The 26,281-nt window shown below is 72.4% G+C and carries 19 protein-coding genes; 10 read left to right on the forward strand and 9 right to left on the reverse strand.

Annotation, left to right across the window (positions count from 1 at the left end; all coding sequences use genetic code 11):
- The first annotated feature begins 42 nt into the window (after positions 1-42).
- The gene (locus Asi03nite_RS19950) at positions 43-480 is read left to right on the forward strand and encodes a VOC family protein (protein ID WP_239102795.1); all 438 of its coding nucleotides are present in this window, start codon (positions 43-45) and stop codon (positions 478-480) included.
- On the opposite strand, the gene Asi03nite_RS19955 is transcribed toward Asi03nite_RS19950, so the two are convergent.
- The 8 genes from Asi03nite_RS19955 to cysC form a co-directional block, all read right to left on the reverse strand.
- A complete protein-coding gene (locus Asi03nite_RS19955) occupies positions 470-1,468 on the reverse strand; it encodes a glycoside hydrolase family 26 protein (RefSeq protein WP_203681830.1) in 999 nt (332 codons plus the stop codon). The genes Asi03nite_RS19950 and Asi03nite_RS19955 overlap by 11 nt on opposite strands.
- On the reverse strand, positions 1,461-2,198 hold the full coding sequence (locus Asi03nite_RS19960; protein ID WP_203681832.1) for a class I SAM-dependent methyltransferase: 738 nt from the start codon (positions 2,196-2,198) through the stop codon (positions 1,461-1,463). Before Asi03nite_RS19960 ends, Asi03nite_RS19955 begins: the two co-directional genes overlap by 8 nt.
- Positions 2,195-3,742 carry a lipopolysaccharide biosynthesis protein gene (locus tag Asi03nite_RS19965; RefSeq protein WP_239102796.1) on the reverse strand — a complete coding sequence of 516 codons (1,548 nt, stop codon included), beginning with the start codon at positions 3,740-3,742 and terminating at the stop codon, positions 2,195-2,197. Before Asi03nite_RS19965 ends, Asi03nite_RS19960 begins: the two co-directional genes overlap by 4 nt.
- Positions 3,739-4,617, reverse strand: coding sequence for a sulfotransferase family protein (locus tag Asi03nite_RS19970; RefSeq protein ID WP_203681834.1), 879 nt, complete (start codon positions 4,615-4,617; stop codon positions 3,739-3,741). The genes Asi03nite_RS19965 and Asi03nite_RS19970 overlap by 4 nt, the downstream gene beginning before the upstream one ends.
- Positions 4,618-5,856 carry a hypothetical protein gene (locus Asi03nite_RS19975; protein WP_203681836.1) on the reverse strand — a complete coding sequence of 413 codons (1,239 nt, stop codon included), beginning with the start codon at positions 5,854-5,856 and terminating at the stop codon, positions 4,618-4,620.
- Between the two features lie 85 nt (positions 5,857-5,941).
- A complete protein-coding gene (locus Asi03nite_RS19980) occupies positions 5,942-7,312 on the reverse strand; it encodes an O-antigen ligase family protein (RefSeq protein ID WP_203681837.1) in 1,371 nt (456 codons plus the stop codon).
- A complete protein-coding gene (locus Asi03nite_RS19985; RefSeq protein WP_239102797.1) occupies positions 7,309-9,030 on the reverse strand; it encodes a tyrosine-protein kinase domain-containing protein in 1,722 nt (573 codons plus the stop codon). Before Asi03nite_RS19985 ends, Asi03nite_RS19980 begins: the two co-directional genes overlap by 4 nt.
- Before the next feature lie 89 nt (positions 9,031-9,119).
- On the reverse strand, positions 9,120-10,640 hold the full coding sequence (cysC, locus tag Asi03nite_RS19990; RefSeq protein ID WP_203681839.1) for an adenylyl-sulfate kinase: 1,521 nt from the start codon (positions 10,638-10,640) through the stop codon (positions 9,120-9,122).
- A gap of 175 nt (positions 10,641-10,815) precedes the next feature.
- On the opposite strand from cysC, the gene Asi03nite_RS19995 reads away from it, so the two are divergent.
- The 5 genes from Asi03nite_RS19995 to Asi03nite_RS20015 all read left to right on the forward strand — a co-directional run bounded on the left by Asi03nite_RS19995 (position 10,816) and on the right by Asi03nite_RS20015 (position 15,627).
- Positions 10,816-12,078: a glycosyl hydrolase gene (locus Asi03nite_RS19995; RefSeq protein WP_239102798.1), complete on the forward strand. Its 1,263-nt coding sequence runs from the start codon at positions 10,816-10,818 to the stop codon at positions 12,076-12,078.
- Positions 12,079-12,187: 109 nt separating this feature from the next.
- Entirely contained in the window at positions 12,188-13,102 is a 915-nt protein-coding gene (locus Asi03nite_RS20000) for an ABC transporter ATP-binding protein (protein WP_203681841.1), read from the forward strand.
- Positions 13,095-13,955, forward strand: coding sequence for an ABC transporter permease (locus tag Asi03nite_RS20005; protein WP_203681843.1), 861 nt, complete (start codon positions 13,095-13,097; stop codon positions 13,953-13,955). Before Asi03nite_RS20000 ends, Asi03nite_RS20005 begins: the two co-directional genes overlap by 8 nt.
- Before the next feature lie 56 nt (positions 13,956-14,011).
- Positions 14,012-14,917, forward strand: a complete 906-nt coding sequence (locus Asi03nite_RS20010; protein WP_373872141.1) for an ABC transporter ATP-binding protein — start codon at positions 14,012-14,014, stop codon at positions 14,915-14,917.
- Positions 14,917-15,627: an ABC transporter permease gene (locus Asi03nite_RS20015; protein ID WP_203681846.1), complete on the forward strand. Its 711-nt coding sequence runs from the start codon at positions 14,917-14,919 to the stop codon at positions 15,625-15,627. Before Asi03nite_RS20010 ends, Asi03nite_RS20015 begins: the two co-directional genes overlap by 1 nt.
- A gap of 480 nt (positions 15,628-16,107) precedes the next feature.
- Here Asi03nite_RS20015 and ppc read toward each other — a convergent pair whose 3' ends face one another.
- The gene (gene ppc, locus Asi03nite_RS20020; RefSeq protein ID WP_203681848.1) at positions 16,108-18,906 is read right to left on the reverse strand and encodes a phosphoenolpyruvate carboxylase; all 2,799 of its coding nucleotides are present in this window, start codon (positions 18,904-18,906) and stop codon (positions 16,108-16,110) included.
- A gap of 401 nt (positions 18,907-19,307) precedes the next feature.
- Between ppc and mfd the strand changes: the two genes are divergently transcribed.
- From mfd to Asi03nite_RS20040, 4 genes are all read left to right on the forward strand, one after another.
- Positions 19,308-22,916 carry a transcription-repair coupling factor gene (mfd, locus tag Asi03nite_RS20025; RefSeq protein ID WP_203681850.1) on the forward strand — a complete coding sequence of 1,203 codons (3,609 nt, stop codon included), beginning with the start codon at positions 19,308-19,310 and terminating at the stop codon, positions 22,914-22,916.
- Positions 22,917-23,035: 119 nt separating this feature from the next.
- A complete protein-coding gene (locus Asi03nite_RS20030) occupies positions 23,036-23,665 on the forward strand; it encodes a hypothetical protein (protein ID WP_203681852.1) in 630 nt (209 codons plus the stop codon).
- Positions 23,662-24,621: a nucleoside triphosphate pyrophosphohydrolase gene (locus Asi03nite_RS20035; protein ID WP_203681854.1), complete on the forward strand. Its 960-nt coding sequence runs from the start codon at positions 23,662-23,664 to the stop codon at positions 24,619-24,621. Before Asi03nite_RS20030 ends, Asi03nite_RS20035 begins: the two co-directional genes overlap by 4 nt.
- A 9-nt stretch (positions 24,622-24,630) precedes the next feature.
- Positions 24,631-26,247: a DUF885 domain-containing protein gene (locus tag Asi03nite_RS20040; RefSeq protein ID WP_203681856.1), complete on the forward strand. Its 1,617-nt coding sequence runs from the start codon at positions 24,631-24,633 to the stop codon at positions 26,245-26,247.
- Positions 26,248-26,281: the final 34 nt, after the last annotated feature.

Genomic DNA, 26,281 nt, shown 5'->3' on the forward strand with positions numbered 1-26,281 from the left:
GACGATAACCAAGACGTACGTACGTACTGTTAAAGTCATGGGATGACCATCCTCGGCCTGCACCATGTGCAGCTGCTCATCCCGCCCGGCGGCGAAGCCGTCGCGCGGGCCTTCTACGGCGGCGTCCTGGGCATGACCGAGGTGGCGAAGCCGCCGGTCCTGGCCGCCCGGGGCGGCTGCTGGTTCCGCGCGGGCGGCTGGGAGGTCCACCTGAGCCCGGTTCCCGGCTTCGCGCCGGCCCGCAAGTCCCACCCCGGCGTGCTGGTCGGCGACCTCGACGCCCTGGCCGCGATGCTGCGGGCCGCCGGCCACCCGGTCGAGTGGGATCCCCACTTCCCGGGCCACCGGCGGCTCTACTCGGCGGACGGGCACGGCAACCGCCTGGAGTTCCTGCAGCGGAACCAGCCCTGCCTCGCGGATCACAGGGGGCTTCGGCCTCAGGTGGCCGGCGTGCTCCGCGAGACGGACCCTACGGATTGAAGTAGGGATCCTTGGCAAGTGAGTAGAAGGCCCGGAACGCCTGATCATCCCCGGTCAGCTGAAACTGCTGATTCGGCCCGTTCCCCTCCGGATCGGACTCGAAGTAGGCGACCGCCTTGATCTGCCGATTCACCTTGAACGTCCGCTCCGCGTCCTTGAGCCAGGCCGCCCGGTTCGCCGACCCCCACGCCTTCGCCACACCGAACTCGCCGATGATGATCGGTTTCGGCCGCTGCCCCGCCCACTGCAGGAAGGGTCCCATCAGCTCGCCGATCGGCTGGAACAGCGCCCCGGCATAGACGTCCACGCAGGTCCAGTCCACCTGGTCGTCCCCCGGGTAGAAGGCCGGCGCGTCGCCGCGGATGAAGCCCTCGGCGGTCGGGCACCACACCCAGGACGCGTTCCCGGTCCCCTCCTGGCGGAATATCTCCCGGACGTACTTCCAGGCCGCGATGTAGTCCGGGCCGGACCACATGGTGGCCCGCAGGTTCGGCCGGTCCATCTCCCAGCGCATCCGCAGCAGCACCGGCCTGCCGATCTCGCGGATCGCGTGGGCCTGCTGGCGGATCAGCCGGTCGTGCTCGCCGTCCAGGATGGACCGGTTGTCGCCGGTCGCCCAGCTGATCATCAGTGACTGCCCCTGGGCGAGGAACTCCCGGTCCGACGAGGTGCCGACCATCTGCTCGAACCGGCGGTAGGTGTTCAGGATGTCCAGCCGCCGGCCCAGCGACGTCTCGAGCGAGCCGACCGCCTCCAGCCGGCCCACGTGGGTCAACTCCTCCGGCTTGATCCACGCGCCGACGTACGCCCCCTTCGCCGGCGGCGCGAACGGCCCGGCGTCGAACGGTCCGTCCTGCACCGCGAGGGCCTTCGGCCGCCCGGAGAGATCCGGTGCGGGCGGTGGGCTCGGCCTCTCGCGCTTGTCCTCACCACAGGCCGATACGATCAGCAGTACGCCGACCAGCACGCCGACGAGCGCCCTACGCATGGACCCGCCGCGCCGTGTACAGCACGTTCACGGCGTACCCGTCGGTGCCCGGCAGCCGCCGCGCCGCCGCGTCCGCCAGCCGGGCCAGCCGGTTCTCGTGCAGCGACGGCGTGAGCATGGAGAACCCGCGCCGCTCCACGATCTCGAAGCCGTGCCGGTCCAGCAGCGCCGCCACCTCCTCGTGGGACAGTTCGGCGAACCAGCGCTCGCCGCGGTGCCGCCGCGCCCGCAGGTGCCGCAGCGAGCCGGCGTTGCCGTGGTTCTCCACCACGAGCAGCCCCGAGCCGCGGTGCGGCAGCGCCTTGGCGGCGAACGCGAGCGCCCGGTCGCGGACCGTCTCGTGCACGTTGAGCAGCAGCCGGAAGATCGTCACGATCGCCGGGAAGCCGGCCGCCACCGGCGCCGGGACCGGCCCGTCGGTGGCCACCTGGTGCCAGTACGCCCGGGACCCCACCTCGGCCGCCTTGGTCATCATCTCGGCCGAGGTGTCGTAGCCGTGCGCCTCGCGGACCAGCCCGTGCAGGGTCCGGATGGCCCGGCCGGTGCCGCAGGCGAAGTCGTGCTGAACCGGCGGGTGCTGCCCCTCGAACTCACGGCGGACCAGGCCGCGCAGGTAGTCACGCTGCCGCTCGCTGATCCGGCTCGCGTAACTGTCCGGCGCGTACGTCACCGACTCGTACTTCTCGACCGCCTCCGTGTCCCGGAACACCTCGGTGTAATCGCTGGTCAACTCGCCTCCTGGGTCTTTCGTCGGGTGAACGCGCCGAGTTCGAGCCGGCCGCGCAGCAGCCAGGCGCCGGCGCAGAAGGCCGGAGCCGCCACCACGGTGGCCACCGCCAGGACGGCCGGCCCGTCCCCGGCCAGGGCGGTCACCGCCCAGGGCAGCACGCCGAAGCAGCCGATCGACAGCAGCGCGGCGGCCCGGGTCCCCGGGCCGAACGGGTGCAGGCGGGCGCCGCGGAACACCTGGGTCAGCGGCAGCAGATTGTTGGCGACCATCGCGCCGGCCAGGCCGACGGCCGCGCCGAGCGCGCCCCATCGCGGGATCAACAGCACATCCAGGCCGATCGTGACGGCCAGGGCGATCAGCACGTTGCCGAGGTTCAGCGAGGTGCGCCCGGCCATCGCCAGCACCATGTCGACCATGCCGCAGCCGGTGGCGACCAGCATGGCGGCGGCGAGCAGCCGGACCACAGGCGTCCCGGCGGTGTATCCGGCGCCGAACAGCCGCAGATAGGCCGGGGCGAACAGGATCACCAGCAGGCTCACCGGCCACGTGACCAGCACCAGCCAGCCGGTGGCGACCTGGTAGAGCCGGTTGGCGGCGGCCCGGTCGCCGGTGCTCAGCGCCTCGGCCAGCCGGGGCTGCACGGACTGGGAGATGCCCTGGTTGGCGAACTGGATCAGGATCACGAACCGGCCGGCCACCGCGTAGACGGCTGCCGCGCCGAGCCCGCCGAGCGCGGCGACCAGCAGCACGTCGACCCGCTGCAGCGCGAGCTGGGCCACCGCGGCGAGCGCACGCGGGCCGGTGAACCGCCAGAAGTCGCGGCGCAGCCGGTCCCGTTCGGCCGGCTCGCTGGTCGCGCCAGGGGGGCGGCCGGCCAGGTAGGCGCGGCGGGCCGCGTACCCGGCGAGGATTGCCACCGGGAGGTAGGGCGCGGCCCAGGCCAGTGCGAGGATCGGTAGCGAAGCGGCCGTCCAGAGGGTCGCCACCCCGGCCGCGCTCACCGCGAGCAGTTGCAGCGCGCTGCGCAGCACCCGGTCCAGCAGCACCGTGGGCCGCATCGAGCGGTACCCGCGGGTGATCGTGAGCAGCACGTCGGTGAGCGCCTGCAGCGGAATGAACAGGGCCAGCACGCGCAGGCCCGTGGTGTGCGAACCGGCCGCCGCCGGCGCGTCGTGCGCGGTGAGCGCCGCGAGTCGGGGCGCGGCGACCCACACCGCTGCGGCCAGGACCAGGGAGAACACCACGACGGGGAGCAGGCCGGCGCGCAGGCAGGGCCCGAGCAGGTGATCACGGCCGGTCGCGCGCAACCGGGCCGGCCAGTACACCAGCCCGGTGTTGGTACCGAGCTTGGCCAGCCCGCCGGCCAGCACGAACGCGGCGGTGGCGGCGAAGAACGCGCCGGCCTCGGCGGCGCCCAGCGTGCGGGCGGCCACCCAGGTCACCACCACGCCGGTGCCCCCGGCCAGGGCGGAGCCGGCCATGTTGGCCAGCCCGCCGCGGGCCACGCCGCGGGTGCCGGGGCCGGCCAGTGAGCCGGCAGTCACCGGTGGCGCCAGATCGGGACGTGCCCCAGCCAGCCGCGCAGCGCCTCGTCGTGGGTCCGGTAGTAGGCCACCAGGTCGCGGCGCAGCTGCTGATCCATGTCGGACTGACGGGGCCGGGCGTTGTGCCGTTCGAACGCCGGGCGCTCCAGCGTGGACGGCAGTCCGAGGAACGCGCAGACCTCGTCGTAGACCGGTTCCGGGTCGGTGAAGAAGCGCTCGCTCTCCACCACGTGGATGCGTTCGCGGCCGACGTGCTGGGCCATCACGCTGAGGTAGCGGGCGTACTCGCCGCGGGCCCGGTAGGCGTGGTGCTGGTGGGCGAAGCTGTAGTAGGCCGGGTCGGCGGCCAGCCGCTCCTCCTGCCGGTGCAGGCGGGCCGGCTCCAGGGCGAGCGCGGCCCAGAAGTCCCGCTCGGTCTCGAAACCTCTGGCGACCTCGTGGTGGTGCTGCGAGTAGGCGCGCTCCACCGGGTCCCGGACCAGGACCACGAGCTTGGCGTACGGCAGGTCGTGCGCGATCCGGGCCACCGCCTGCGGGTGGTACATGTAGTACGGGCTGGACTCGAAGGTCTGCGCCGGCACGCCGTACCGCTCGGCCACCTTCTCCGCCGACCGCCGGGCCGGGAAGTGCGCCCGGTACCAGTCGATCCCGCGGTGGTACGACGTGTCGAAGTAGTGCACACCCTTGTGGAACACCGCCTTGAGCACCATCGGGTGGGCGGCCAGCGCCCGGTACAGCGAGGTGGTGCCGCAGCGCTGGCCGCCGCAGATCAGGAAGGACGGCAGCATCCGCTGGTCCGCGGTGAGCCGGCCGTACGAGCGGGAGCCCAGATGCACCACCCGTTTCATCGGGGCGGGCAGGTTGCGGACGTTCATCTAGAGCTCCTCCACGCGCCGGATGAGCACCGGCAGCAGCCAGGTGCCGAGCACGCCGAGCCGGGCGCCGGCCTCGGCCTGCCGGTCGGTCAGGTAGCGGACGGCGAGGTCCACCAGGTACAGCAGGGCTGTCGTCTCCCGGGCCACCGGGGCCACCCCGAACGGCGCGAGCAGCTCGTCGGCCCGGCGGACGGTGGCCTCCACCGCGCCCCGGGCGTCCCCGCTGGTCTGGATGCGACGCTGCAGCTCGTGGTGCACCGCGTCGAAGCCGAGCGGCACCCCGGTGGCGAACCGCTCCCAGTCCCAGACCAGCAGCGCGTCGGCGAGGTTCGCCATGTTCCACGGCGCCCAGTCGCCGTGCCACGCGCCGTAGCGCAGCGCGGTCTCGCCGCTGTGCGCGGCGAGCAGGTCGACGGCGGCGCCGAGCGCGGCCCCCTCCGGCCGCTCGCCGACCGCGGCGAGCCGGGCCCGCAGCTCGTGCCAGTACGCGCTCGCGGACAGCGGCCCGGTGGTGTATCCGCAGCACCCGGCGATGTCGAGCATCGCGGCGGTGAGCCGGCGCGGGGACAGCGGGGCCCGGGGCAGCCAGACCGGCAGCGCCGACTGGACCAGCACCTGCAGGCCCCGCCAGGTCCCGGCGTGCAGCACCCGGGGCACGGTGAGCTTGGTCAGCCCGCTGGTGCCGAGCGCGTTGAGCGCCGCGGTCTCGGCGCGGACCAGCCGCTGGGTGAGCTGCCCCGTGCCGATCTTGCCGAAGGCGAACGTGTCGCCGTCCGGGGTGAGCAGCTGGAGCACCGGCTTGCGGTTGGCGCGAGCCGGACCAATATGGACACTTACGGACAAATCGCGCCTAAGTGCGTCGCTCAGGTATCCGTCGATGCTGGCCGAGACCGGGCCGGTGACCCAGATCCGGTCGCGGAACACCAGCCGGTCGGCGCGGGCGTGCACGGCGGCCACCACCGCGTTGCGCTTGAGCTTCGCCACCCGGGACTGCGGCTCGGCGTACCTGCGGACGGCCGCCGCGGCCACCGGGCGGGACGCGTTCGGGACCAGCAGGCGCGGGCGGTGCGCGTTCGGCACCACCAGGTACTCCGCGATCAGGTTGCGCTCGCTGTCGTCCTGCCGGGAGGTCCGGCACGGCTCCGGGTAGAGCAGCGCGAGGACCTCGGTCAGGTACTGCGTGCGCAGGGCGGCGTCGCCCGCGGTCAGTTCGGCCGGGGCGGTCTTTACCGGACTCACACTGTGCCTGCCTTTCGCCTGCTCGCCCGTCCCTCGCCGGCGAGGCGGTGGCCGGGTGCGGGTGGATGCCGCTCGGTGCGGTCGCTCATGCGGGAGTCCCCTCGATCGAGTTGCGCCAGAGCAGCGCGTACGCCAGAACCAGGAAGGCCAGAGGGGTGACCAGCGAGTTGTACCAGAGCATCGCGGAGAACGAGCTGACCAGCGCGGCGCTGCCGGCCACCCCGATCGCGCTGCGGTCGTGGCGGAAACGCCACAGGCCGTACGCGAAGAAGCCCAGATAACCGGCGGCGCCCACCGCGCCGTGGGCGAACAGCAGCTGCCAGAGCTGGCCGTTTCCGCCGATCGTGAAGTTGCCGCAGCGCTCGCACTCGGAGCTCTCGCCGACCGTGATCGAATTGCGGCCGCCCAGCGTGTTGCGGGTGCCGCCGTACCCGATCACCGGCGACTCGGCGAAGCCGGCCAGCGCCCTCTCGGTGAGGAACGCGCGCACCCCGTTCGACTTGCCGTTGTCCAGCCGCGCCTGCACGGTGCCGCCGAGCGGGGTGGCGGACAGGGCGACCGCGACCGCGGCGGCGGCCAGGGTCAGCGCGCCGAGGATCCAGAGCTTGCCGGCCAGCACGTAACGGGCCGAGACGTAGAGCAGGATGACGCCGATGCCGATCCACAGTCCCCGGTTCAGCGAGACCACCGCCGGCGCTACCGAGACCAGCAGGCAGAGCCAGGCCAGCGCCCGCTTGCGCCGGCTCGCGGTGGCCGCGGCGGCCACCAGCAGCCAACCGGCCAGCAGGCAGAAGTTGTTGCCCCAGGTGTTGGTGTAACCCCAGGGCGCCGCCGGGCGGGGCGCCTCACCGCCGACCAGGTCCATGATCTGCGCGGCGTACGGGTGCACCAGCGACCGGACGAAGCCCTTGCTCCGCACCCCGTGCGGCAGCAGCCACTCCACCGGAGAGGTGAACTCGAACCTGCCGGCCACCATGCCGAGCAGGCCGCCCAGCACGGTCACCACGAACATCGCGGCGAGCAGGCGCACCAGCCGGCGGCGGGGCAGCTCCGGCTCGCGCAGGTTGCCGGCGTAGAGCAGCAGGACGGTCAGCGAGACGTACATCGCCAGCTTGTAGACGACCGCGGGCAGGCGGCCCGCCGCCCGCTCGACCACCGTGCCGGCCGGGTCGGCGCCCAGCGCCGCGATGCTCACCACCACCGCGACCAGGAAGATCGCCCACCAGGCGAAGCCCGGCGGCAGCAGCAGCGGCCGGCCCGCGGCCCGGCGCCGGATCAGCAGGAACAGCATCGACGCGGCCATCAGCGGGAAGATCAGCACGCCCAGGCCGAGCGCCCACCAGAGCGGGTAGAACAGCAGGATCCCGGTCACCGGCCAGGCCGGCAGGGTCCGGTCCTTCTCGGCACGGTGCGGTGCCGGCCCGGGGTGCGGCGCCGCCGGGACGACCGTGGTCACTTCTGGTCGCCGTCCTTGGCGCCCGGGCCGGGCCTGTCGGTGGCCGGTGCCGGGCCGGCTGCCTCGTCGGCCGGGCGCTGCCGCACCGTCGCGGAGACCGGCTCGCCGCGGGCCGGCAGGGCGGCCAGCTGCTGGGTGGACTCGTCGACCACCGGCTCCGGGCCGGGCGGCGGCAGGGTGACGGCCGGAGCGGGCAACGCCCCGGCGGTCCCGGCCGAGAGCCGGGGCAGCACCACGGCGCCGAGCAGCCGGGTGCCCACCCGCCGCAGCTGCTCGGTGGCGTCCACCAGGGCCGGGCGGCGGGTGCGGCGCAGCTCGACCGCGAGGATCGCCGCGTCGGCGAAGCTGGCCAGGCTCTGCGCGTCGGCGCTGCTGCTGGTGGAGGGCGCCTCGATGACCACGTACCCGCCCTGCGCGCGCAGGGTGTCCAGAGTGTCCCGCAGCCGCTGCGACTGCATCAGGCCGGCAGCGGTCGCCGAGCCGCCGGTGGTGATCACCCGCAGCGCCGGGATGCGTGGCGTGCGCTGCAGCACCCGGTTCAGCGGGACCCGGCCGGCCAGCAGCTCGGAGAGGCCGGGCACGGCGGCGATGCCGAGCATCCGGGCCAGCGGCGCGGCGTCCACCACGCTGTCCGGCAGGTGCGCGCCGATCAGCACCACGTCGCTGCCGGTCCGGGCCAGCGCCGCGGCCAGGTTCGCGGCGACCAGCGTGCTGGCCGAGCCGCGGCTGGTCCCGGTCACCACGATCACCCGGTCGTCGGCCCGCAGGCTGGCCAGCACCTCGTTGCGCAGGCGGTTGAAGACCCGGCCGCCCGGGCCGTACGGCTGCAGCACGTCGTCGAAGTGCGGGGTGGTGCGCTCGTCCAGCGCGGCCAGCACCGGCACCCGGCCACGGTCCCGGACGTCCACCGCGGTGACCAGTCGCCGGTCGAAGCGCTCCCGCAGGTACGCCAGGGCCAGCCCGATCAGCAGCCCGATCATCCCGCCGGTGGCGATGTCCAGCAGCGTGTTCGGACTGGACGGGCGGTCCGGCAGCCGCGCGTCGCTGATGATGCTGCCGGCGCCGACCGTGGTGGTGGTCAGCTCGTTGAGCCGGCCGGTCAGGTTGTTCAGCTGGTTCTGCGAGTTGCTGCGCAGGCTCAGCAGGTTGCTCTCGGTGGAACTGCCCCGGGTGACCGTGGCCAGCCGGGCATTGATCCCGGTGAGCGAGACGGTGAGCTGCTTGACCTTCAGGTTCAGCGAGGCGATCTGCTTGTCCAGCGCCGAGCGGGCGGTCTCCTCCCGGTTGCGCAGGTACGCCTCGGCGAACGCGTGCGACCCGGCCTGCGCCTTCAGCGGCGTGTCCGCCCGGAAGGTGATCACCAGGACCGTGGTGTTCGCCGGCACCTGCACCGACACCGAGTGCGCCAGCTCCAGCGGCGGCACGTCGGTGCGCAGCAGCGCGGCCGCCTTCGCGGCTACCGCGCCGGAGCCCACCAGTTGGGCCTCGGTGTCCAGGTTCACCGAACCCTTGGTCCGGCCGCCCTGCGCGTTGACGTCCTGGTCGACCGACTGCACCAGGACCGACGAGGAGGACTCGTAGGCCCTGGGCAGCGAGTGCGTCACCGTGGCGCCCACCCCCAGCCCGGCCGCGGTCGCGACCAGGGCGATCCACCAGTGCCGGCGAACCGCGCCCAGGTAGTGCGCGACATCGGAGGACGGCGGGCGAGACGCTTCCATCGGTTTCCGCGGCCTTTCGAGGAGGAGTGTCAACTTTGGGCGTTTCGCCCCAAGGGGTTAAACGCACACTCCCGCCGCGGGTGATGGGGTTAATTCAATTTCGGCTCCACCCAGCCGTTTTCCACCAGATGGCCGAGAACCACCTCGACCGCCTCGGCCACCGACATCGTGGTGGTGTCGAGGGTCAGTTCGGCGTCGAGCGGCTCCTCGTACGGGTCGTCGATCCCGGTCATGCCACGCAACTGGCCGGCCCGGGCGCGGGCGTAGAGACCCTTGCGGTCCCGCCGCTCGCAGACCTCCAGCGGGGTGGCCACGTGCACCAGGACGAACCCGGCGCCGGCCTCCACGGCCATCCGGCGCACCGCGGCGCGGGCCGCCTCGTACGGCGCGATCGGGCAGGCCACCGCCATCCCCCGGTGCCGGCCCACCTCGGCGGCCACCCAGCCGATCCGGCGCACGTTGCGGTCCCGGTCGGCCTTGCTGAAGCCCAGCCCGGCGGTCAGCTCCCGGCGCACGATGTCGCCGTCGAGCAGCGTGACCGTCCGCTCGCCGGTCTCGCGCAGCGCGTCGGCCAGGTTGCGGGCGATCGTCGACTTGCCGGAGCCGGACAGGCCGGTGAAGAAGACCACCAGGCCGCGGTGCCGGCGTGGCGGCCGGACCCGGGACAGCTCCTTGGCCACCGCCGGCGGGGTGTGCCACTCGGGCAGCGGGAAGCCGCGGTCCAACAGATCGTCGATCTCCTCGGGCGGCATCGCCAGGCGCCGGTTGCGCGGCGGGATGTCGTCGCGCCAGCGCCACTGGCCGTCCCGGTTGTCGTAGGCCAGCTCGCGCGGCACCAGCACGCGCAGCCCGGCGCCGGAGAGCGACTCGCCGGTGGAGAGCACGTGGGTGACGCCGTACGCCGCGGCGACCTTGGAACGCAGCAGGGCGTCGCGCATCTCGTCGCCGTGCGGCAGCAGCGGCACCGCGACCACGGTGGCCGGGGGCATCCGGTCCCGGGCCGCGAAGATGGCGCGGACCAGCGCCTCCGGCGGCAGGCCGTCCGGTCCGTGGCCGCTGACCGGGATCAGGATCAGCAGATGCGCCCCGAGGGTGCGGGCGGCGTGCGCGATCTGCGCCAGCTGCGGCCGGTGCAGCGGCCGGTCGGCGATCACGCCGAGCACCCGGCCCGGTGGGAGCAGCGACCGCACCTCCTCCGGCGTGCGGCGCAGGCGCTGGAACGGGCCGTGCCCGCCGTCGCCCATCCGGTGTACCGGGCCGCCCAGGCCGTACCGGTTCTCGGCGATCTTCCAGACGTCGCTCGCCTCGATCGCGGCGAGCGGGGCGCCCTCCAGATCGGTGAGCACCACCGTGCGCCGGGCCGGGTCGCGCGGATCGAGCCGCTCCGCCAGCTCGATCGGAATCTCCAGCACCACCGGGACCGGCCAGGGCGTGCCGTCGGCGAGCCGGCCGGTGCGGGCCAGCGACACCAGGTCGGCGCGTGCCAGGAATCCGGTCAGCGGTGCGTACGCCCCGGAGAGCAGCAGTTCGAGATCTGCCAGCTCGAACGGGCGCGGGGCGTACGACGGAGCGTCCCGTAGGACGTCTTCGGATGATACCGAGCCACTCACTTGCGATCCCCTTGCCGCGGCCGACTTGGGTGACAGTTTCGCAGCCCGGCCCGATTCGGTCGAGGCGGGATCGCGATCTCGTCGTCGCGGCGACAAAATCATACTTTTACCCGATACCGGTATCAATTTTGGCCTTCCTGGACAAAATCGTCTGACCCTTCAATACTGGGCGACTGTGAGACGAACTCCTACCCATCTGTTGCGCGTCGCCACGGTCGGCACGGCGTTCGCCATGTCCGGTGTAGTCGCTCTGGCCTGGGCCGGGACCGGTGACATGGAGCGGCCCGGACGACAACCGGGCGGTAGCCCGGCGGTGACCGCGGGCGGCCCTGCCGCGTACCAGCCGATCGGATCCACCACGACCAGCGGATCCGGCGGGACCTCCGCGCCGGGCCCGGACCAGCCGTCCCGGGCCCGGACCATGGTCCTCACCGGATCGGACCGCCTGGTGGCCGCCGCCGTGCCGGCCCGGGCGGCGTCCGCCGGACACAAGCGCTGCCGGACCGGCGACAAACTCGTGCCGACCTGCGGCATCCTGTGGGGTGTCGCGCCCGGCGCGCGGACCGAGGAGCACGGCTTCGACGCGCTCGCCGAGTTCGAGCGCAAGACCGGCCGGCACCAGGCCGTCTACCACGCCTACCACCACGGGATCCGGCAGCTGTTCCCGACGCCGCAGGAGATCGAGATCGCCCGGCAGCCCGGCAAGAAGCGGGTGCTGCTGCTCAACTGGAAACCGGAGAGCACCACCTGGGCCGGGATCGCCCGCGGCGACCGGCGCACCGACGCGTTCCTCGACCGGCTCGCCGAGCACCTGCGCCACAACTTCCGGGAGCCGCTGTTCTTCGCGATCCACCACGAGGCCGAGGACCAGGTACGGGAACGGTCCGGCTCGGGCTACACGGCGCGGGACTACGCGGCGATGTTCCGGCACGTGGTGAAGCGGCTGCGCGCGCACGGCGCGGACAACCTGGTCACCGTGCTGGTGCACATGGCGTATGTGCCGCACACCACGAAGAGCTGGTTCAGCGACATGTACCCCGGGGACAGCGTCGTCGACTGGATCGGGTTCGACACGTACTCGTACAGCGATCCGGGTTACGGCCACGGCGACTTCGCCGAACTGCTGAACCGGCGGTCGGCGCTCAAACCCCGCTGGCCCGGGTTCTACAACTGGGTCCGCGCGCGTCACCCGGACAAGCCGCTGATGGTGGCCGAGTGGGGAGTGTGGTTCAGCAAGCGCAACCCCGGGCACATGGCGGAGTTCTACCGTGAGGTGGGACAGCAGATCGGGCGCTTCCCGGCGATCAAGGCGATGGTGCACTTCGAGACGCCTGCCAACCAGAAGGGCCAGGACTCCTCCGTGGACTCCACGCCGGCGGCCCTACGCGAGTACCGCCGGCTGGGAAGACTCCCTGTCTTCCAGGTGTCCGTGGGGTGACGGGGCCGATTCCCGGCCAACGAAACCTGTGAAAACGCTGAGGGACCCTGAGAGCGCCTCAGGGTCCTTCCGGATTCGCGGGGGTGCGGCGCCTTCTTAGGCTGAGGCGGTGAACATCATCGCTACTCAGGCGCTCACGAAGACGTACGGGGGCGGGGTGACCGCCCTGGCCGACCTCACCGTCTCGGTCGAGCCCGGCGTCATCGGCCTAGTCGGCGCCAACGGCGCCGGCAAGAGCACGTTCATCAAAATCATGCTCGGCCTGATCGCCCCCAGCGGGGGATCGGTCCGGATCTTCGACCTCGACCCGGTCACCCAGACCGACAAGGTGCGGGCCCGGGTCGGATACATGCCGGAGAACGACTGCCTCCCGCCGGACGTCTCGGCCGCCGAATTCGTCACCCACCTGGGCCGGATGAGCGGCCTGCCGCGCACCGCGGCCCGCGAGCGCGCCTCCGAGGCGCTGCGCCACGTCGGCCTCTACGAGGAGCGGTACCGCCAGATCGGCGGGTACTCGACAGGCATGAAGCAGCGCGTCAAGCTCGCCCAGGCGCTGGTGCACGACCCCGATCTGCTGCTGCTGGACGAGCCGACCAACGGCCTCGACCCGGCCGGCCGGGAGGCCATGCTCGCGCTGATCCACCGGATCGGCACCGAGTTCGGCATCTCCGTGGTGGTCTGCTCGCACCTGCTCGGCGAGGTCGAGCGGATCTGCGACTCGCTGATCGCGATCCAGGGCGGCCGGCTGCTGCGCGCCGACCGGATCTCCTCCATGACCGCCGCGTCCGACGTGCTCGCGGTCGAGGTCAGCGAGGGTACGGACGAACTCGCCGCCCGCCTCGCGGAGATGGGGCTGCCGGTGACCCGCGACGGCCGGCTGCTGCTCGTGCCGCTGGACTCGGACGCGGCGTACGACCGGATCCTGCACGCCGTCACCGCCCTCGAACTCAACCTGCACCGCCTGGACCAGCGCCGGCACCGAGTCGCCGAGCTCTTCACCACGAAGGAGACCGCCGATGTCTGAGACCGGCGTCATCCATGACATCGGCTATCAGCGGTACACCGGTCCCCGCCTGGGCCGCGGCGCCGCCATCAACGCGCTCTACGTGCAGGGCCTGCGCGCCGCGTTCGGGCTGGGCCGGTCCGCCAAGGCGAAGATCTTCCCCTGGCTGGTCGCCGCCATCACGCTGCTGGTCGCGGTGATCATCGCGGCGGTCAAGTCGCAGATCCCGGACTTCGACTTCGGCTACGTCGACTTCGACGACACGCTGAGCTGGCTGATCATCTTCTTCGTCGCGATCCTGTCGCCGGCCCTGGTCTCCCGGGACATCCGCTCCGGCACGCTGCCGCTCTACTTCAGCCGCCCGCTGCGCGCCGCCGACTACGTGATCGCCAAGTTCCTGGCCATGGTCACCGCGGTCTGGCTGCTGCTCGGCGTGCCGCAGTTCATCATGTTCCTGGGTGCCGCGTTCACCACCAAGAAAGGCATGTCGGGGGTCTGGAACGAGGTGCAGGACCTGGTGCCCGGCTGGACGTACAGCCTGCTCTGGGCCTTGCTGTTCACCAGCATCGGGCTGCTCGTCGCGTCGCTCACCGGCAAGCAGGCGTTCGCCGCCGGCGGCATCGTGGCGGTCTTCCTGATGACCACCCCGGTGGTCGGCGTGCTCAGCGTGCTGCCGTCCAGCGCGGCCAACCACATGGCCGGCCTGGCCAGCCCGATGACCCTGATCAGCGGGGTCGGCGCCTGGGCGCTGGGCAGTGACATCGGCCTGGACCTCGGCCGGTACGGCCCGATCTACGGCATCGAGGCGTTCTGCCTGATCGCCGCCTGCCTCCTGCTCCTGCTCGCCCGGTACCGGAAGGTGGCCGCGCTGTGACCATCGAAACCCAGCCCACGGCGCCCGTCGCGCCGGCCGGGGCCACCACCCCCGGGGTGGTCGCTCTCCAGAACGTGTCCCGCTGGTACGGCAACGTCGTCGCGGTCAACGACATCACCATGTCGCTGGGCGCCGGCGTGACCGGTCTGCTCGGCCCGAACGGCGCCGGCAAGACCACGATCCTGCACATGATGGCCGGCTTCCTGGCCCCGTCCAAGGGCGCGGTCACCATCGACGGCAGGCCCACCTGGCGCAACCCGGGTGTCTACCGGGACCTCGGCCTGGTCACCGAGCGCGAGGCGGTGCACGCCTTCCTCACCGCCGAGCAGTTCGTGCTGGCCTGCGCGAAGATGCAGAAGCTGAAGGACCCGGCCGGCGCCACCCGCCGCGCGCTGGAACTGGTCGAGATGACAGACGCGGCGCACCGCCGGATCGGCACGTTCTCCAAGGGCATGCGCCAGCGCACCCGGGTGGCCGCCGCGCTGGTGCACGAGCCGCGGGTGCTGCTGCTCGACGAGCCGTTCAACGGCATGGACCCGCGGCAGCGGATGCACATGATGCGGCTGCTGCACTCGCTCGGCGACAACGGGCACACCATCCTGTTCAGCTCGCACATCCTGGAGGAGGTCGAGCAGGTCGCCGGCCTGGTCCAGGTGATCGTCGCGGGCCGCCTCGCGGCCTCCGGCGACTACCGCAAGATCCGCCGGCTGATGACCAACCGGCCGCACGTGTTCGCGGTGCGCAGCTCCGACGACCGGCGGCTCGCGGTCGCGCTGATCGCCGAGAAGTCGGTGGCCGGCATCGAGATCGAGAACACCGGATTGACAGTACGGGCGTCGGACTACGGCGATTTCACCCGTGCGCTGCCCCGCATCGCCCTCGACCAGGGAATCCGGCTGCACCAGCTGGTGCCGTCCGACGAGTCCCTGGAGAGCGTCTTCTCCTACCTGCTGGAGGCCTGATGTCGACCGTTGCCATGATCACGGCGCGCGGCCTCTTCGGCCGGCGCCGGGCGCTCATGCTGCTGCCCCTGCCCCTGCTGCTGATCGGCCTGGCGGCGATCTGCCGGGCCTACGACCTGGAGCCCACCCAGTGGGGCGCCGCGGTCATCGTCGGCCTCGGCTTCGCCGTGGTCCTGCCGGTGGTCGCGCTGATCGTCGGCACCGGCGTCCTCGGCTCCGAGGTGGACGACGGCACGCTGGTGCACATCCTGACCAAGCCGCTGCCCCGGCGCGACATCATCCTGGCGAAGTTCCTGGTCGCCGTCGTCGCCACGGCCGTGACGACGACGATCCCGCTGTTCGTGGCCGGCCTGCTGGCCGGCTCGGCCCGGCTGGGCGCCGCCCTGGCGGTCGCGGCCCTGGTCGGATCGCTTGCCTACACCGCGCTGTTCCTGCTGCTCAGCCTGCTGACCCGGCGGCCGGTGCTGCTCGGGCTGGTCTACATCCTGATCTGGGAGGGGCTGCTGGGCCGGTGGGTGTCCGGCACCCGCGTCCTCTCCATCGAGCAGTACGTGATCGCGATCGCCGACAAGATCGAGCCGACCACGCTGCTGGACGCGAAGCTCGGCGTCGCGACGGCGGCGGTGATGAGCGCGATCTTCGTGGTCGTCTGCACGGTGGTGGCGATCAACCGGCTGGGCTCGTTCAGCCTGGCCGGCGAGACCAGCTGACCCGCCGCACAACCCGGAACGGCCCGCCGATCTCCCGATCGCGCGGGCCGTCCCCGTCGGTGCCGCTGTGTGGTGTGACAAAAGCCGGGTGCGCAGCTTCACGGCGATTCGATTCCGCGGGGATCATCTGCCGGTTCTGGCGTCCGCGGCGCAGGAACTGCGCGAACGGGTCGCGGAGGAGGGGCGCGTCGCTGATCGGGAACGTGGTCCGGCCGCACCGGGAGCGCTTCGGGACCGGTGAGATCAGCGTCGCCGGGACGATCGAGGGTGACGACCGGTTGCGCCGTGTCCGGACGAGGCCCGGCGAGGAGGACTACTCCCGGGCCACCGAGGCCCACCGTGGAATGCCGCTCGTCTCTGCGCCCGGAGACCTGGCACGCCGGGGAACCCGGCACCACCTGGTCGATCCGTGGGCTGAGCCGGGGACGAAGAACCCCGGGCCGCGCCGCGGCCCGGGGTTCTCTGCTGGTCGTGGCGGGATCAGCCGGTGTTGCGCATACCCGCGGCGATGCCGTTGACGGTGGTCAGCAGGGCCCGCTCCAGCGCCGTCGAGTCCGACGGGCCGCGCCGGGCGCCCGGCGCCGTCGGGAGCTGGCGGCCCCCCTCGCCCAGGTCGCGGTACTGCCGGAGCAGGGCGACCTGCAGGTGGTGCAGCGGCTCCAGGTAGGTGTCCCGGACGCCCAGCGTGCGGGACAGCTCCGGCTGGGCCGAGAGGATCTGGGTCTCGCCGGTGATGGCCAGGACCTCGCGGACGGTCAGCTCGTACTCCGCCTCGATGGTGGCGAAGATCGGGTGCAGGTTCTCCGGTACCAGCGTCTCGACGTAGCGGCGGGCGATCGACAGGTCCGTCTTGGCCAGCATCATCGCCACGTTCGAGAGGAACGTGCGGAAGAACTGCCAGTTCTCGTGCATCTCGTCGAGGACACCGGCGAGTCCGGCCTCGCGGGCGGCGGCCAGGCCGGTGCCGACGCCGAACCAGCCGGGAACGATCTGGCGGGTCTGGGTCCAGCCGAACACCCACGGGATGGCCCGCAGGCCGCCCAGGCCGGCGTCCGCGTTGGGGCGCTTGGCCGGGCGGGAGCCGATGTTCAGCGCGCCGAGCAACTCGGTGGGGGTGGCCGCCCAGAAGTACGCCGGCAGGTCCGGGTTCTCCACCAGGGCGCGGTACGCCTGGAACGCCGCGTCGGACGCGGTGTCCATCGTCGAGTCCCACACCTCGAGCCGGACCGGGTCCACCGAGAGCGTGGTGTGCAGCAGCGTGGCCTGCAGCACCGCGGCGACGGTGAGTTCCAGGTTCTCCCGGGCCAGGGCGGGCACGGTGTACTTGTCGGAGATGACCTCACCCTGCTCGGTCACCTTGATGGCGCCGTCCAGCGTGCCGTAGGGCTGCGCCAGGATCGCCTCGTGGGTGGGGCCGCCACCACGGCCGACCGTGCCGCCCCGGCCGTGGAACAGCCGCAGCCGCACCCCGTGCCGCGCGGCCACGTCGCGCAGCGCCCGCTGCGCCTTGTGGATCCGCCACTGGCTGGTGGTGATCCCGGCCTCCTTGTTGGAGTCCGAGTAGCCGAGCATGACCTCCTGCAGGTCGCCGCGGCCCCGGACGATCTCCCGGTAGGCCGGCAGCGAGAGCATCTCGTCCAGCAGGTCGCCGCCGGCGTCCAGCTCGGCCGGGGTCTCCAGGAGCGGCACGATGCCGACCCGGGCCCGCCCGGTGTGGATGTCGATCAGGCCGGCCTCGCGGGCCAGCAGCGCCGCGGCGAGCACGTCGTCGACGCCGAGGGTCATCGAGATGATGTACGACTCGACGACGTCCATCCCGAACCGGTCCTGCGCCTCGCGGATCGTGTGGAACACGTCGAAGGTCTTGCGGGCCGAGTCGGTGAGCGGGGTGTCCGCACTGGACAGCGGCCGCCGGCCGGTCAGCTCGGTGGCGAGCAGCTTGGTGCGGGCGGCCCGGTCCAGGGTGGCGTAGTCGTCGACCTCGCCGACCTGCGTGTACATCTGCTGGAGCACCTCGTGGTGCTTCTCGGCGTGCTCGCGCACGTCGAGGGTGGCCAGTTGCAGGCCGAAGGCGGAGGCCTGGCGGATCGCGGTGGCCACCACGCCGACCGCGGGCAGTTGGCCGGAGTTGCGGGCCAGCGACGCGCGCATCAGCTCCAGGTCGGCGATCAGCTCGTCGCTGCCCAGGTAGTCGCGGCCGGGCACGTGCGGTGTGCCGGTCTCCAGGCGGGACCGTGTGTTCGCCAGCTTCGCCTTGATCGCCCGGACCTTGAGACGGTACGGCTCCTCGGCGTTGACCCGGCGGAACCGCGGCGCCACCTCGGGCAGGTTGTCCAGGTCCTGGGCCAGGCTGGCGGAGAGGTCGAGGGAGACCCCGCGCAGCCGGCGGGAGACGGACAGCTCCTCGATCAGCTTGTCCATCACCTTCTCGGTGGCCTGGATGCCGTGCTCGTGCTGGATGAGCAGCACGTCGCGGGTGACGTTCGGGGTGACGAACGGGTTGCCGTCCCGGTCGCCGCCGATCCACGAGCCGAAGGTGAGCGGGCGGGACGTCGGCGCGGTCTCCACGCCCAGCCGGCGCAGCGTCTCGGCCAGGTCGTCGAGGACCTGCGGGGCGGCCTCGGCGTAGAGGTCCTTGAGGTAGTAGACCGCGTTGCGGGCCTCGTCGAGCGGGTCCGGCCGGTCCAGCCGCAGCTCGTCGGTCTGCCAGAGCAGGTCGATCAGCTCGGCGAACCGCTTGGTGGAGACCGTGGTGTCGGTGTCGCCGTAGAGCACCGCGGCGGCCGACTCGGCGTCCAGCGAGTCGGCGACCTGGCGCAGCTTGCTCAGGATGGACCGGCGGGAGGCCTCGGTCGGGTGGGCGGTGAAGACCGGGCGGACCGCGAGCCGGCGGGCGGCCGAGGCGATCTCGTCGGCCGGCACGCCCTGCTCGGCGATCCGCTTGGCGGCCTGGTCCAGCCAGCCGCCATCCTTGGCGCGGCGGCGGCGCAGGTCCCGGGCGCGGTGCACCTGCTCGGTGATGTTGGCCAGGTGGAAGTAGGTGGAGAAGGCCCGGGCCAGCTTGGTGCCGGTGGTGATGTCCATCGCGGCGAGCCGTTCGGCGGCCGCCGGCGCGTCCTGGCGGACCAGGGCGCGGATCTCCTCGACCAGGTCGAGCAGCGGCCGGCCCTCCTGGCGGGCCAGGGTCTGCCCGAGCAACGTGCCGATGCGGCGGATGTCGGCACGTAGCGCGGCGTCGGACCCATCTGGCTCGTCGAAATGGGCGGACAGCTCAGTCATCGGGGCGCTCCTTCGCTCGGATGGCTCCAGGACGGCGCTGTCCCGACTTCGCCGATCGTATCGGCGTACCCCGCCGAGGGGGCGAATTGAGTCAAGAGTCTCACGATCGTTCAGCCGGCTCGCGCTCAACACCTGGCCAAGGCCAGGGCGGAGCAGGGCGAGGACCGCGACGACCAGGCGTACGGCGGTGAGCGGTCCCCAGCGGCGCCACCGCCCGCCGGTGTGTACATACAGGTGCCGGGCCACGGGAAACCCTTCAGCAGCGCATTGCCCACACGCCGGACATGTTGTCCGATAAGACGCGCGTCGTCGGGAGCGTCGCCGGGCCGGACTAAGCTGTTCCGCACACCCCGTGTTTTCCGCGCCCGGGGTTGTTCGCCGTGCCCTCAGGGGGTCCTCGCATGCAACTCGCCGGTCTGATCCCGGCCGCCCTGCGCGACCGTGGCCTCGCCCGGGCCCGTGACCTGGCCCGCAAGGGATTCGTCGACTCCGACTCGATGGATCTCACCGCGCCGGTGTCGCTGCGCCCGTTCGTGGTGGCCGCGGTGGCCGGCCCGGCCGACGCCGGCGGCGCCCAGCGCCCGGTTCTCGCGGTCACCGCCACCTCCCGGGAGGCCGACGACCTGGCCGACGCGCTCGGCTGCCTGATCGCGCCGGACCGGGTCGCGGTCTACCCGTCCTGGGAGACGCTGCCGCACGAGCGGCTGTCACCGCGCTCCGACACGGTCGGCCGGCGCCTGGCCGTGCTGCGCCGCCTGGCCCACCCCGGCGGGCAGCCGCTGCAGGTGGTCGTGGCGCCGGTGCGGTCGCTGCTGCAGCCGCAGCTCAAGGGCCTCGGTGACCTGGAGCCGGTGGAGCTGGTGACCGGCCGGGAGGCCGAACTGGAGACGGTCGCCCGGCGGCTCTCCGACATGGCGTACGCGCGTGTCGACCTGGTCACCAAGCGCGGCGAGTTCGCGGTGCGCGGCGGCATCCTGGACGTGTTCCCGCCCACCGACGAGCACCCCTCCCGAGTCGAGTTCTGGGGCGACGAGGTGGAGGAGATCCGCACCTTCGCGGTCGCCGACCAGCGGACGATCGAGCCGGTGGAGCGTCTGTGGGCGCCGCCGTGCCGGGAGTTGCTGCTGACCCCGGCGGTGCGGGCCCGGGCGGCCGAGCTGGCCGGGCGGCACCCCGAGCTGGCCGAGATCCTGGACAAGCTGGCCGAGGGCATCCCGGTGGAGGGCATGGAGTCGCTGGCCCCGGCGCTGCTGGACGGCACCGGCAGCATGGAGCTGCTGCTGGACTGCATGCCGGCCGGGACCCACGTGCTGCTCTGCGACCCGGAACGGATCCGGACCCGGGCGCACGATCTCACCCGTACCTCTGACGAGTTCCGGGAGGCGTCCTGGGCCGCGGCCGCCGTCGGCGGCCAGGCGCCGATCGACGTCGGCGCCGTCGCCTTCCGCGGCCTGGCGGACGTCCGGGCGCACGCCGCGGCCCTGAAGCAGCCATGGTGGACGGTTTCGCCGTTCGGCCTGGCGGTCCCGGAGCAGGAGGCGGCGCCGCCCTGGGAGGACGCGCCGGCGGTCGAGGTGTCGCCGGACACCGGCGACGCCGTCGCCCTGGCCGCCCAGCCGGTCCCGCTCTATCACGGGGACACCGCCAAGCTGGCCGGCGACCTGTCCGAGTGGGCCGCCGCCGGCTGGGCGATCGCGCTGGTCTTCGAGGGCAAGGGAACCGCGCAGCGGGCCACCGAGCTGCTCCGCGACGCCGGCCTCGGCGTCACCCCGGTGGACTCGATCGCCACGCCCATCGCCGACGGCCAGCTGCTGGTCACCTGCGGCGGGCTGAACCACGGCTTCGTCGACGAGGCGTCGCGGCTCGCGGTGATCACCGGGAACGACATCTCCGGCGGGCGCGGCGCGTCCACGAAGGACATGCGCAAGATGCCGGCCCGGCGGCGCAACACGATCGACCCGCTGGAGCTCAAGACCGGCGACTTCGTGGTGCACGAGCAGCACGGCATCGGTCGCTACGTCGAGCTGGTGCAGCGCACGGTCAACGGCGCGGACCGGGAGTACCTGGTGATCGAGTACGCCGCGTCCAAGCGCGGCCAGCCCGGCGACCGGCTCTACGTCCCCACCGACCAGCTCGACCAGCTCTCCCGCTACGTCGGCGGCGAGTCGCCCACGCTGCACAAGATGGGCGGCGCCGACTGGCAGAAGAGCAAGGCCCGCGCCAAGAAGGCGGTCAAGGAGATCGCCGCCCAGCTGATCCAGCTGTACGCGGCTCGCCAGGCCTCCAAGGGTCACTCGTTCGGGCCGGACACGCCGTGGCAGCGCGAACTGGAGGACGCCTTCCCGTACACCGAGACGCCCGACCAGCTGGCCGCCATCCACGAGGTCAAGCACGACATGGAACTGCAGACCCCGATGGACAGGCTGATCTGCGGCGACGTCGGGTACGGCAAGACCGAGATCGCGGTGCGCGCGGCGTTCAAGGCGGTGCAGGACGGCAAGCAGGTGGCCGTGCTGGTGCCCACCACGCTGCTCGCCCAGCAGCACTTCAACACGTTCACCGAGCGGATGAGCCAGTTCCCGGTGCAGATCCGGCAGCTGTCCCGGTTCCAGACCCCGAAGGAGGCCGCGCTCGCGCTGGAACAGGCCGCCGACGGCACCGCGGACATCGTGATCGGCACGCACCGGCTGCTCGCCAAGTCCACCCGGTTCAAGAACCTGGGCCTGATCATCGTGGACGAGGAGCAGCGGTTCGGCGTCGAGCACAAGGAGCAGCTCAAGGCGCTGCGCGCGTCGGTGGACGTGCTGACCATGTCGGCCACGCCGATCCCGCGGACGCTGGAGATGGCGATCACCGGCATCCGGGAGATGTCGACGATCGCGACCCCTCCGGAGGAGCGGCACCCGGTGCTGACGTACGTCGGCGCCTACGACGACAAGCAGGTCGCCGCCGCCATCCACCGCGAGTTGCTCCGTGACGGCCAGGTCTTCTACCTGCACAACCGGGTGGAGTCGATCGACCGGGCGGCCCGCAAGCTGCGCGAGCTCGTGCCCGAGGCCCGGGTCGCGGTGGCGCACGGCCAGATGAGCGAGGAACAGCTGGAGAAGGTGATGGTCGGCTTCTGGGAGAAGGAGTTCGACGTCCTGGTCTGCACCACGATCGTGGAGTCCGGCATCGACATCCCGAACGCCAACACGCTGATCCTGGAGCGTGCCGACCTGCTCGGCCTGGCCCAGCTGCACCAGATCCGCGGCCGGGTGGGTCGGGGCCGGGAGCGGGCGTACGCGTACTTCCTCTACCCCCGGGAGAAGCCGCTCACCGAGAACGCCCACGAGCGGCTGGCCACCATCGCCCAGCACACCGAGCTCGGCGCCGGCATGTACGTGGCGATGAAGGACCTGGAGATCCGCGGCGCGGGCAACCTGCTCGGCGGCGAGCAGTCCGGCCACATCGAGGGCGTCGGCTTCGACCTGTACGTGCGGATGGTCGGCGAGGCGGTCAGCGCGTTCAAGGGCGACCGGCCCGAGGAGGAGCCCGAGGTCAAGATCGACCTGCCGGTGGACGCGCACCTGCCCACCGACTACATCGCTGTCGAGCGGCTGCGGCTGGAGATGTACCGCAAGCTCGCCGAAGCCCGCGACGACACCCGGCTGGCGGAGGTCGTCGCGGAGATGACCGACCGGTACGGCGAGCCGCCGGCCCCGGTGGTCAACCTGATAGCGGTGGCCCGTTTCCGCCAGCTGGCCCGCGCCTACGGGCTGACCGACGTGTCGATGCAGGGCAAGCACATCCGGTTCTCCCCGCTGGCGCTGATGGACTCCAAGCAGATGCGGCTCAAGCGCTACCACCCGGACTCGGTCTACAAGGCGGCCAACGAGCAGGTCAGCGTCCCCCGCCCGAGCACCCGCCGGGTGGGCGGCGAGCCGCTGCGCGACCAGGAGCTGCTGCAGTGGTGCGGCCAGCTGCTCAAGGACGTGCTGGGTGACGCGCCGGTCGCGGCCCGGGTGTGACGGATCACATTTCGCGTGAGAGGGTGTTGACCATGCAGCGTAACCGCCGACTCGCATCCATGGCCGTCGTCGCGTCCCTCGCGCTTGCCGGTCTGTCCGCCTGCCGATCGGAGCCCGCCGTGGCCGCCTACATCGGTGATCGCCAGATCTCCGAGAAGCGGGTGCAGGAGGTCCTCGACGACGCCCGCGACGCGCTGGCCGGCACCGCGAACGCGGCAATGCCGATCAGCCGCCGCGACGTGGTCAACGTCCTGGTCAGCAAGGACCTGATCGACCGGGTCGCGGCCCGGCACCACGTCACGCTCCCGGCCGACCTGTCCTACGACCAGTTCGCGAGCCTGGTCCGGCTGCCCGCCACAACCGAGTACGTGCGCCTCTTCGCGCAGTACAACGCCCTGCAGTACCAGGTGGAGCAGTCGATCACCAACGGGCCGGCGCTCACCGAGGCCGATCTGAAGGACGTCTTCCAGCGGCTCAACGACAACAAGGCGCTCCAGCCGGGCACCAGCTTCGAGTCGTTCGCCGGCACCGTGCCGGCCGACGCCATGAAGCAGCTGCAGGCCGCGGTGGCGCTGCGCAACGAGGTGCACGAGGTGGCCGCCCCGCTGGACGTCACGATCAATCCCCGGTACCAGCCGCTGGAGCTGGGCGTCTACGGCGTGCAGAACCAGCAGACCAACGCCATCTACCAGCTCGTCGCCGCCCGGCTCGGGGACGACGCGGCCGTACCGGTCTCCGACGTCTCTTGAGCACCCGGATCGTTCTGCTGGTCACCTCGCCGCGGCTGCCGGCGGGGCTGCTCACCGCGGAGGCCTGGGACACCGTCCGATCCGGACCGGTCTTCGCCGCCGCGGACTCCGCGCAGGCGGCGGCGCTGCGCGCGGCCGGGGTGCCGGTGACCGTGCTGGACACCGACGCGCAGGGCCTGCTCGACGCGGTCGGGGACGCGCCGCTCGCGGTCTGGCTGGCCGGGCCGCACGGCGACCAGCCGTTCGCCCGGCAGCTCGGGCTGCGGCTGGCCCGCGAGCCGGGGCTGGCCGAGCTGGAGCTGATGTACGGCTCCTGGGATCCGCCGGGCGCCCGGCTGCTGGACGCGGTGGCGGTGCTGGACCGGCTGGTCTCGCCCGGGGGCGACCCGTGGAAGCGGGCGCAGAGCCACCGGACGCTGGCGCCGTACCTGCTCGAGGAGAGCTACGAGGCGTACGACGCGATCGAGCGGGACGATCTGGACGAGCTCCGCGAGGAGCTGGGCGACGTGCTGCTGCAGGTGGTGCTGCACGCCCGGCTCGCCGAGGAGCTGCCGGACGGCCGGGCGTGGAACGTCGACGACGTGGCCGGGATCCTGGTGGAGAAGATGGTGCGGCGCAATCCGCACGTCTTCGCCGGCGAGCAGGTCCAGGACATCGAGGAGATCACCGCCAACTGGGAGCGGATCAAGCGCGAGGAGAAGTCGCGGGAGTCCGTCCTGGACGGTGTGGCGCTGAGCCAGCCGGCGCTCGCGCTGACCGCGAAGATCCTGCACCGGGCCGCGCGAGGCGGGGTGGACGTGCCCCTGCCGGCCGGTGACGATCTGGGCCCGGCGCTGCTGCGGGTGGTCGCGCAGGCCCGCGAGGCCGGCCTCGATCCCGAGGCCGAGCTGCGACAGGCGACCCTGGCGTACGCCGAGGCGGTGCGAGCGGCGGAAAAAGGCGGGACCGGCGAGTAGTTTTCTGGCATGCCCGAGTTCGTACCGCTCGCCGAACGCATTGCCGACGCTCTGCTGGAGAGCGACCCCGTGACGGCCCTCTACGCGGGGGACCACCGCTTCGACGACCGCCTGCCCGACCACTCCGCCACCGCGGTCGGGGGCCGGGTGGCCATGCTCCGCGACGCCGCCGACGCGCTCAGCGGCGTCGACGCCGACGCCCTGGACCCGGAGGACCAGGTCGACCACGCCATCCTCACCGCCCAGGTGGAGCGCGGGCTGTTCGAGCTGACCGAGATCCGGGAGTTCGAGTGGAACCCGCTGGAGCACAATCCCGGCCCGCTGTTGCACGGGCTGCTGTCCCGGCCGTTCGCGCCGGCCGCCGAGCGGCTGGAGAGCCTGCGCGGCCGGCTCGCCGCGCTGCCGGACGCGCTGGCCACCGCCCGGACCGTGCTGCGCGACGTGCCGCGGGTGCACGCCGAGACCGCGGCCGGCCAGTTCGCCGGCACGGCCGGGCTGATCCGCGACGAGCTGCCGGTCCTGCTGGCCCAGGAGCCGGGCCTGAGCGGCGTCGTGGAGCCGGCCGCCCGGGCCGCGCTGGCCGCGCTCGGCGAGTTCGACGGCTGGCTGCGCGGCCTGCTGGACAGCGGTGAGCCGGGGCGGGACCCGCGGCTGGGCCGCAGGCTGTGGGAAGCGCGGCTCTGGCACACGCTGGACACCGAGCTCTCCGCGGCCGAGGTGCTGTCCCGGGCCCGGGCGACCGTCGACCGGGTGACCGACGAGCTGCGCACGCTCGCGGCCGAGCTGGTGGGTGGCCCGGCCGGGGGCGACACCGTGCGCCGCGCCCTGGACACCATCGCCGGGCGGCACCCGGACAACACCACGATCGTCGGCCTGGCCAAGGTCACCATGGACGAGGCGACCGCGTTCGTCCGTGAGCACGACGTCGTGTCGCTGGTGGACGATCCGTGCGTGATCGAGGAGATGCCGGAGTTCGCGCGGGGCGTCGCGGTGGCCTACTGCGACCCGCCCGGGCCGCTGGAGACCGCTGACGTGCCGACGTTCTACTGCATCGCGCCGGCGCCGTCCGGCTGGCCGGCCGAGCGGGTCCGCAGCTTCTACCGCGAGTACAACGACGAGATGATCCGGAACCTGACCGTGCACGAGGCGATGCCCGGGCACTTCCTGCAGCTGGCGCACGCCCGCCGGTTCCGGGGCAGCAGCCGGGCGCGGGCGATCGGCTGGTCGGGGCCGTTCGTCGAGGGCTGGGCGGTCTACGCCGAGGAGATGATGACCGGGCTCGGGTTCGGCGGGCTCCCGGTGAAGCTGCAGCAGCTCAAGATGCAGCTGCGGATGAGCCTCAACGCGATCGTCGACCAGCTGGTGCACTGCGAGGCGCTGCCGGAGTCCGAGGCGATGGAGCTGATGACCGGGCGCGGCTTCCAGGAGGAGGGCGAGGCGGCCGGCAAGTGGCGGCGGGCGCTGCTCACCTCGACCCAGCTGTCCACGTACTTCGTCGGCTACACCGAGGTGGCGGCGCTGGCCGCGCTGCGCCCGTTCGGCGCCACCCCCAAGGCCTGGCACGACGCCATGCTGGCGCACGGCTCCCCGCCGCCGCGTCACCTGCGGGCCCTGCTCGGGGTCTGACCCATTCACGAAATGGAATCCGCCGATGCATTCG

This window comes from Actinoplanes siamensis (genome assembly GCF_016862395.1).
In the GTDB taxonomy this organism is placed as follows: domain Bacteria; phylum Actinomycetota; class Actinomycetes; order Mycobacteriales; family Micromonosporaceae; genus Actinoplanes; species Actinoplanes siamensis.

Bases quoted from the DNA above. Each gene is read 5' to 3' on its own strand.
- Asi03nite_RS19950 (WP_239102795.1), top strand. From the start codon at position 43: ATGACCATCCTCGGCCTGCACCATGTGCAGCTGCTCATCCCGCCCGGC.
- Asi03nite_RS19955 (WP_203681830.1), bottom strand. From the start codon at position 1,468: ATGCGTAGGGCGCTCGTCGGCGTGCTGGTCGGCGTACTGCTGATCGTA.
- Asi03nite_RS19970 (WP_203681834.1), bottom strand. From the start codon at position 4,617: ATGAACGTCCGCAACCTGCCCGCCCCGATGAAACGGGTGGTGCATCTG.
- Asi03nite_RS19985 (WP_239102797.1), bottom strand. From the start codon at position 9,030: ATGGAAGCGTCTCGCCCGCCGTCCTCCGATGTCGCGCACTACCTGGGC.
- Asi03nite_RS20005 (WP_203681843.1), top strand. From the start codon at position 13,095: ATGTCTGAGACCGGCGTCATCCATGACATCGGCTATCAGCGGTACACC.
- Asi03nite_RS20015 (WP_203681846.1), top strand. From the start codon at position 14,917: ATGTCGACCGTTGCCATGATCACGGCGCGCGGCCTCTTCGGCCGGCGC.
- ppc (WP_203681848.1), bottom strand. From the start codon at position 18,906: ATGACTGAGCTGTCCGCCCATTTCGACGAGCCAGATGGGTCCGACGCC.
- mfd (WP_203681850.1), top strand. From the start codon at position 19,308: ATGCAACTCGCCGGTCTGATCCCGGCCGCCCTGCGCGACCGTGGCCTC.
- Asi03nite_RS20040 (WP_203681856.1), top strand. From the start codon at position 24,631: ATGCCCGAGTTCGTACCGCTCGCCGAACGCATTGCCGACGCTCTGCTG.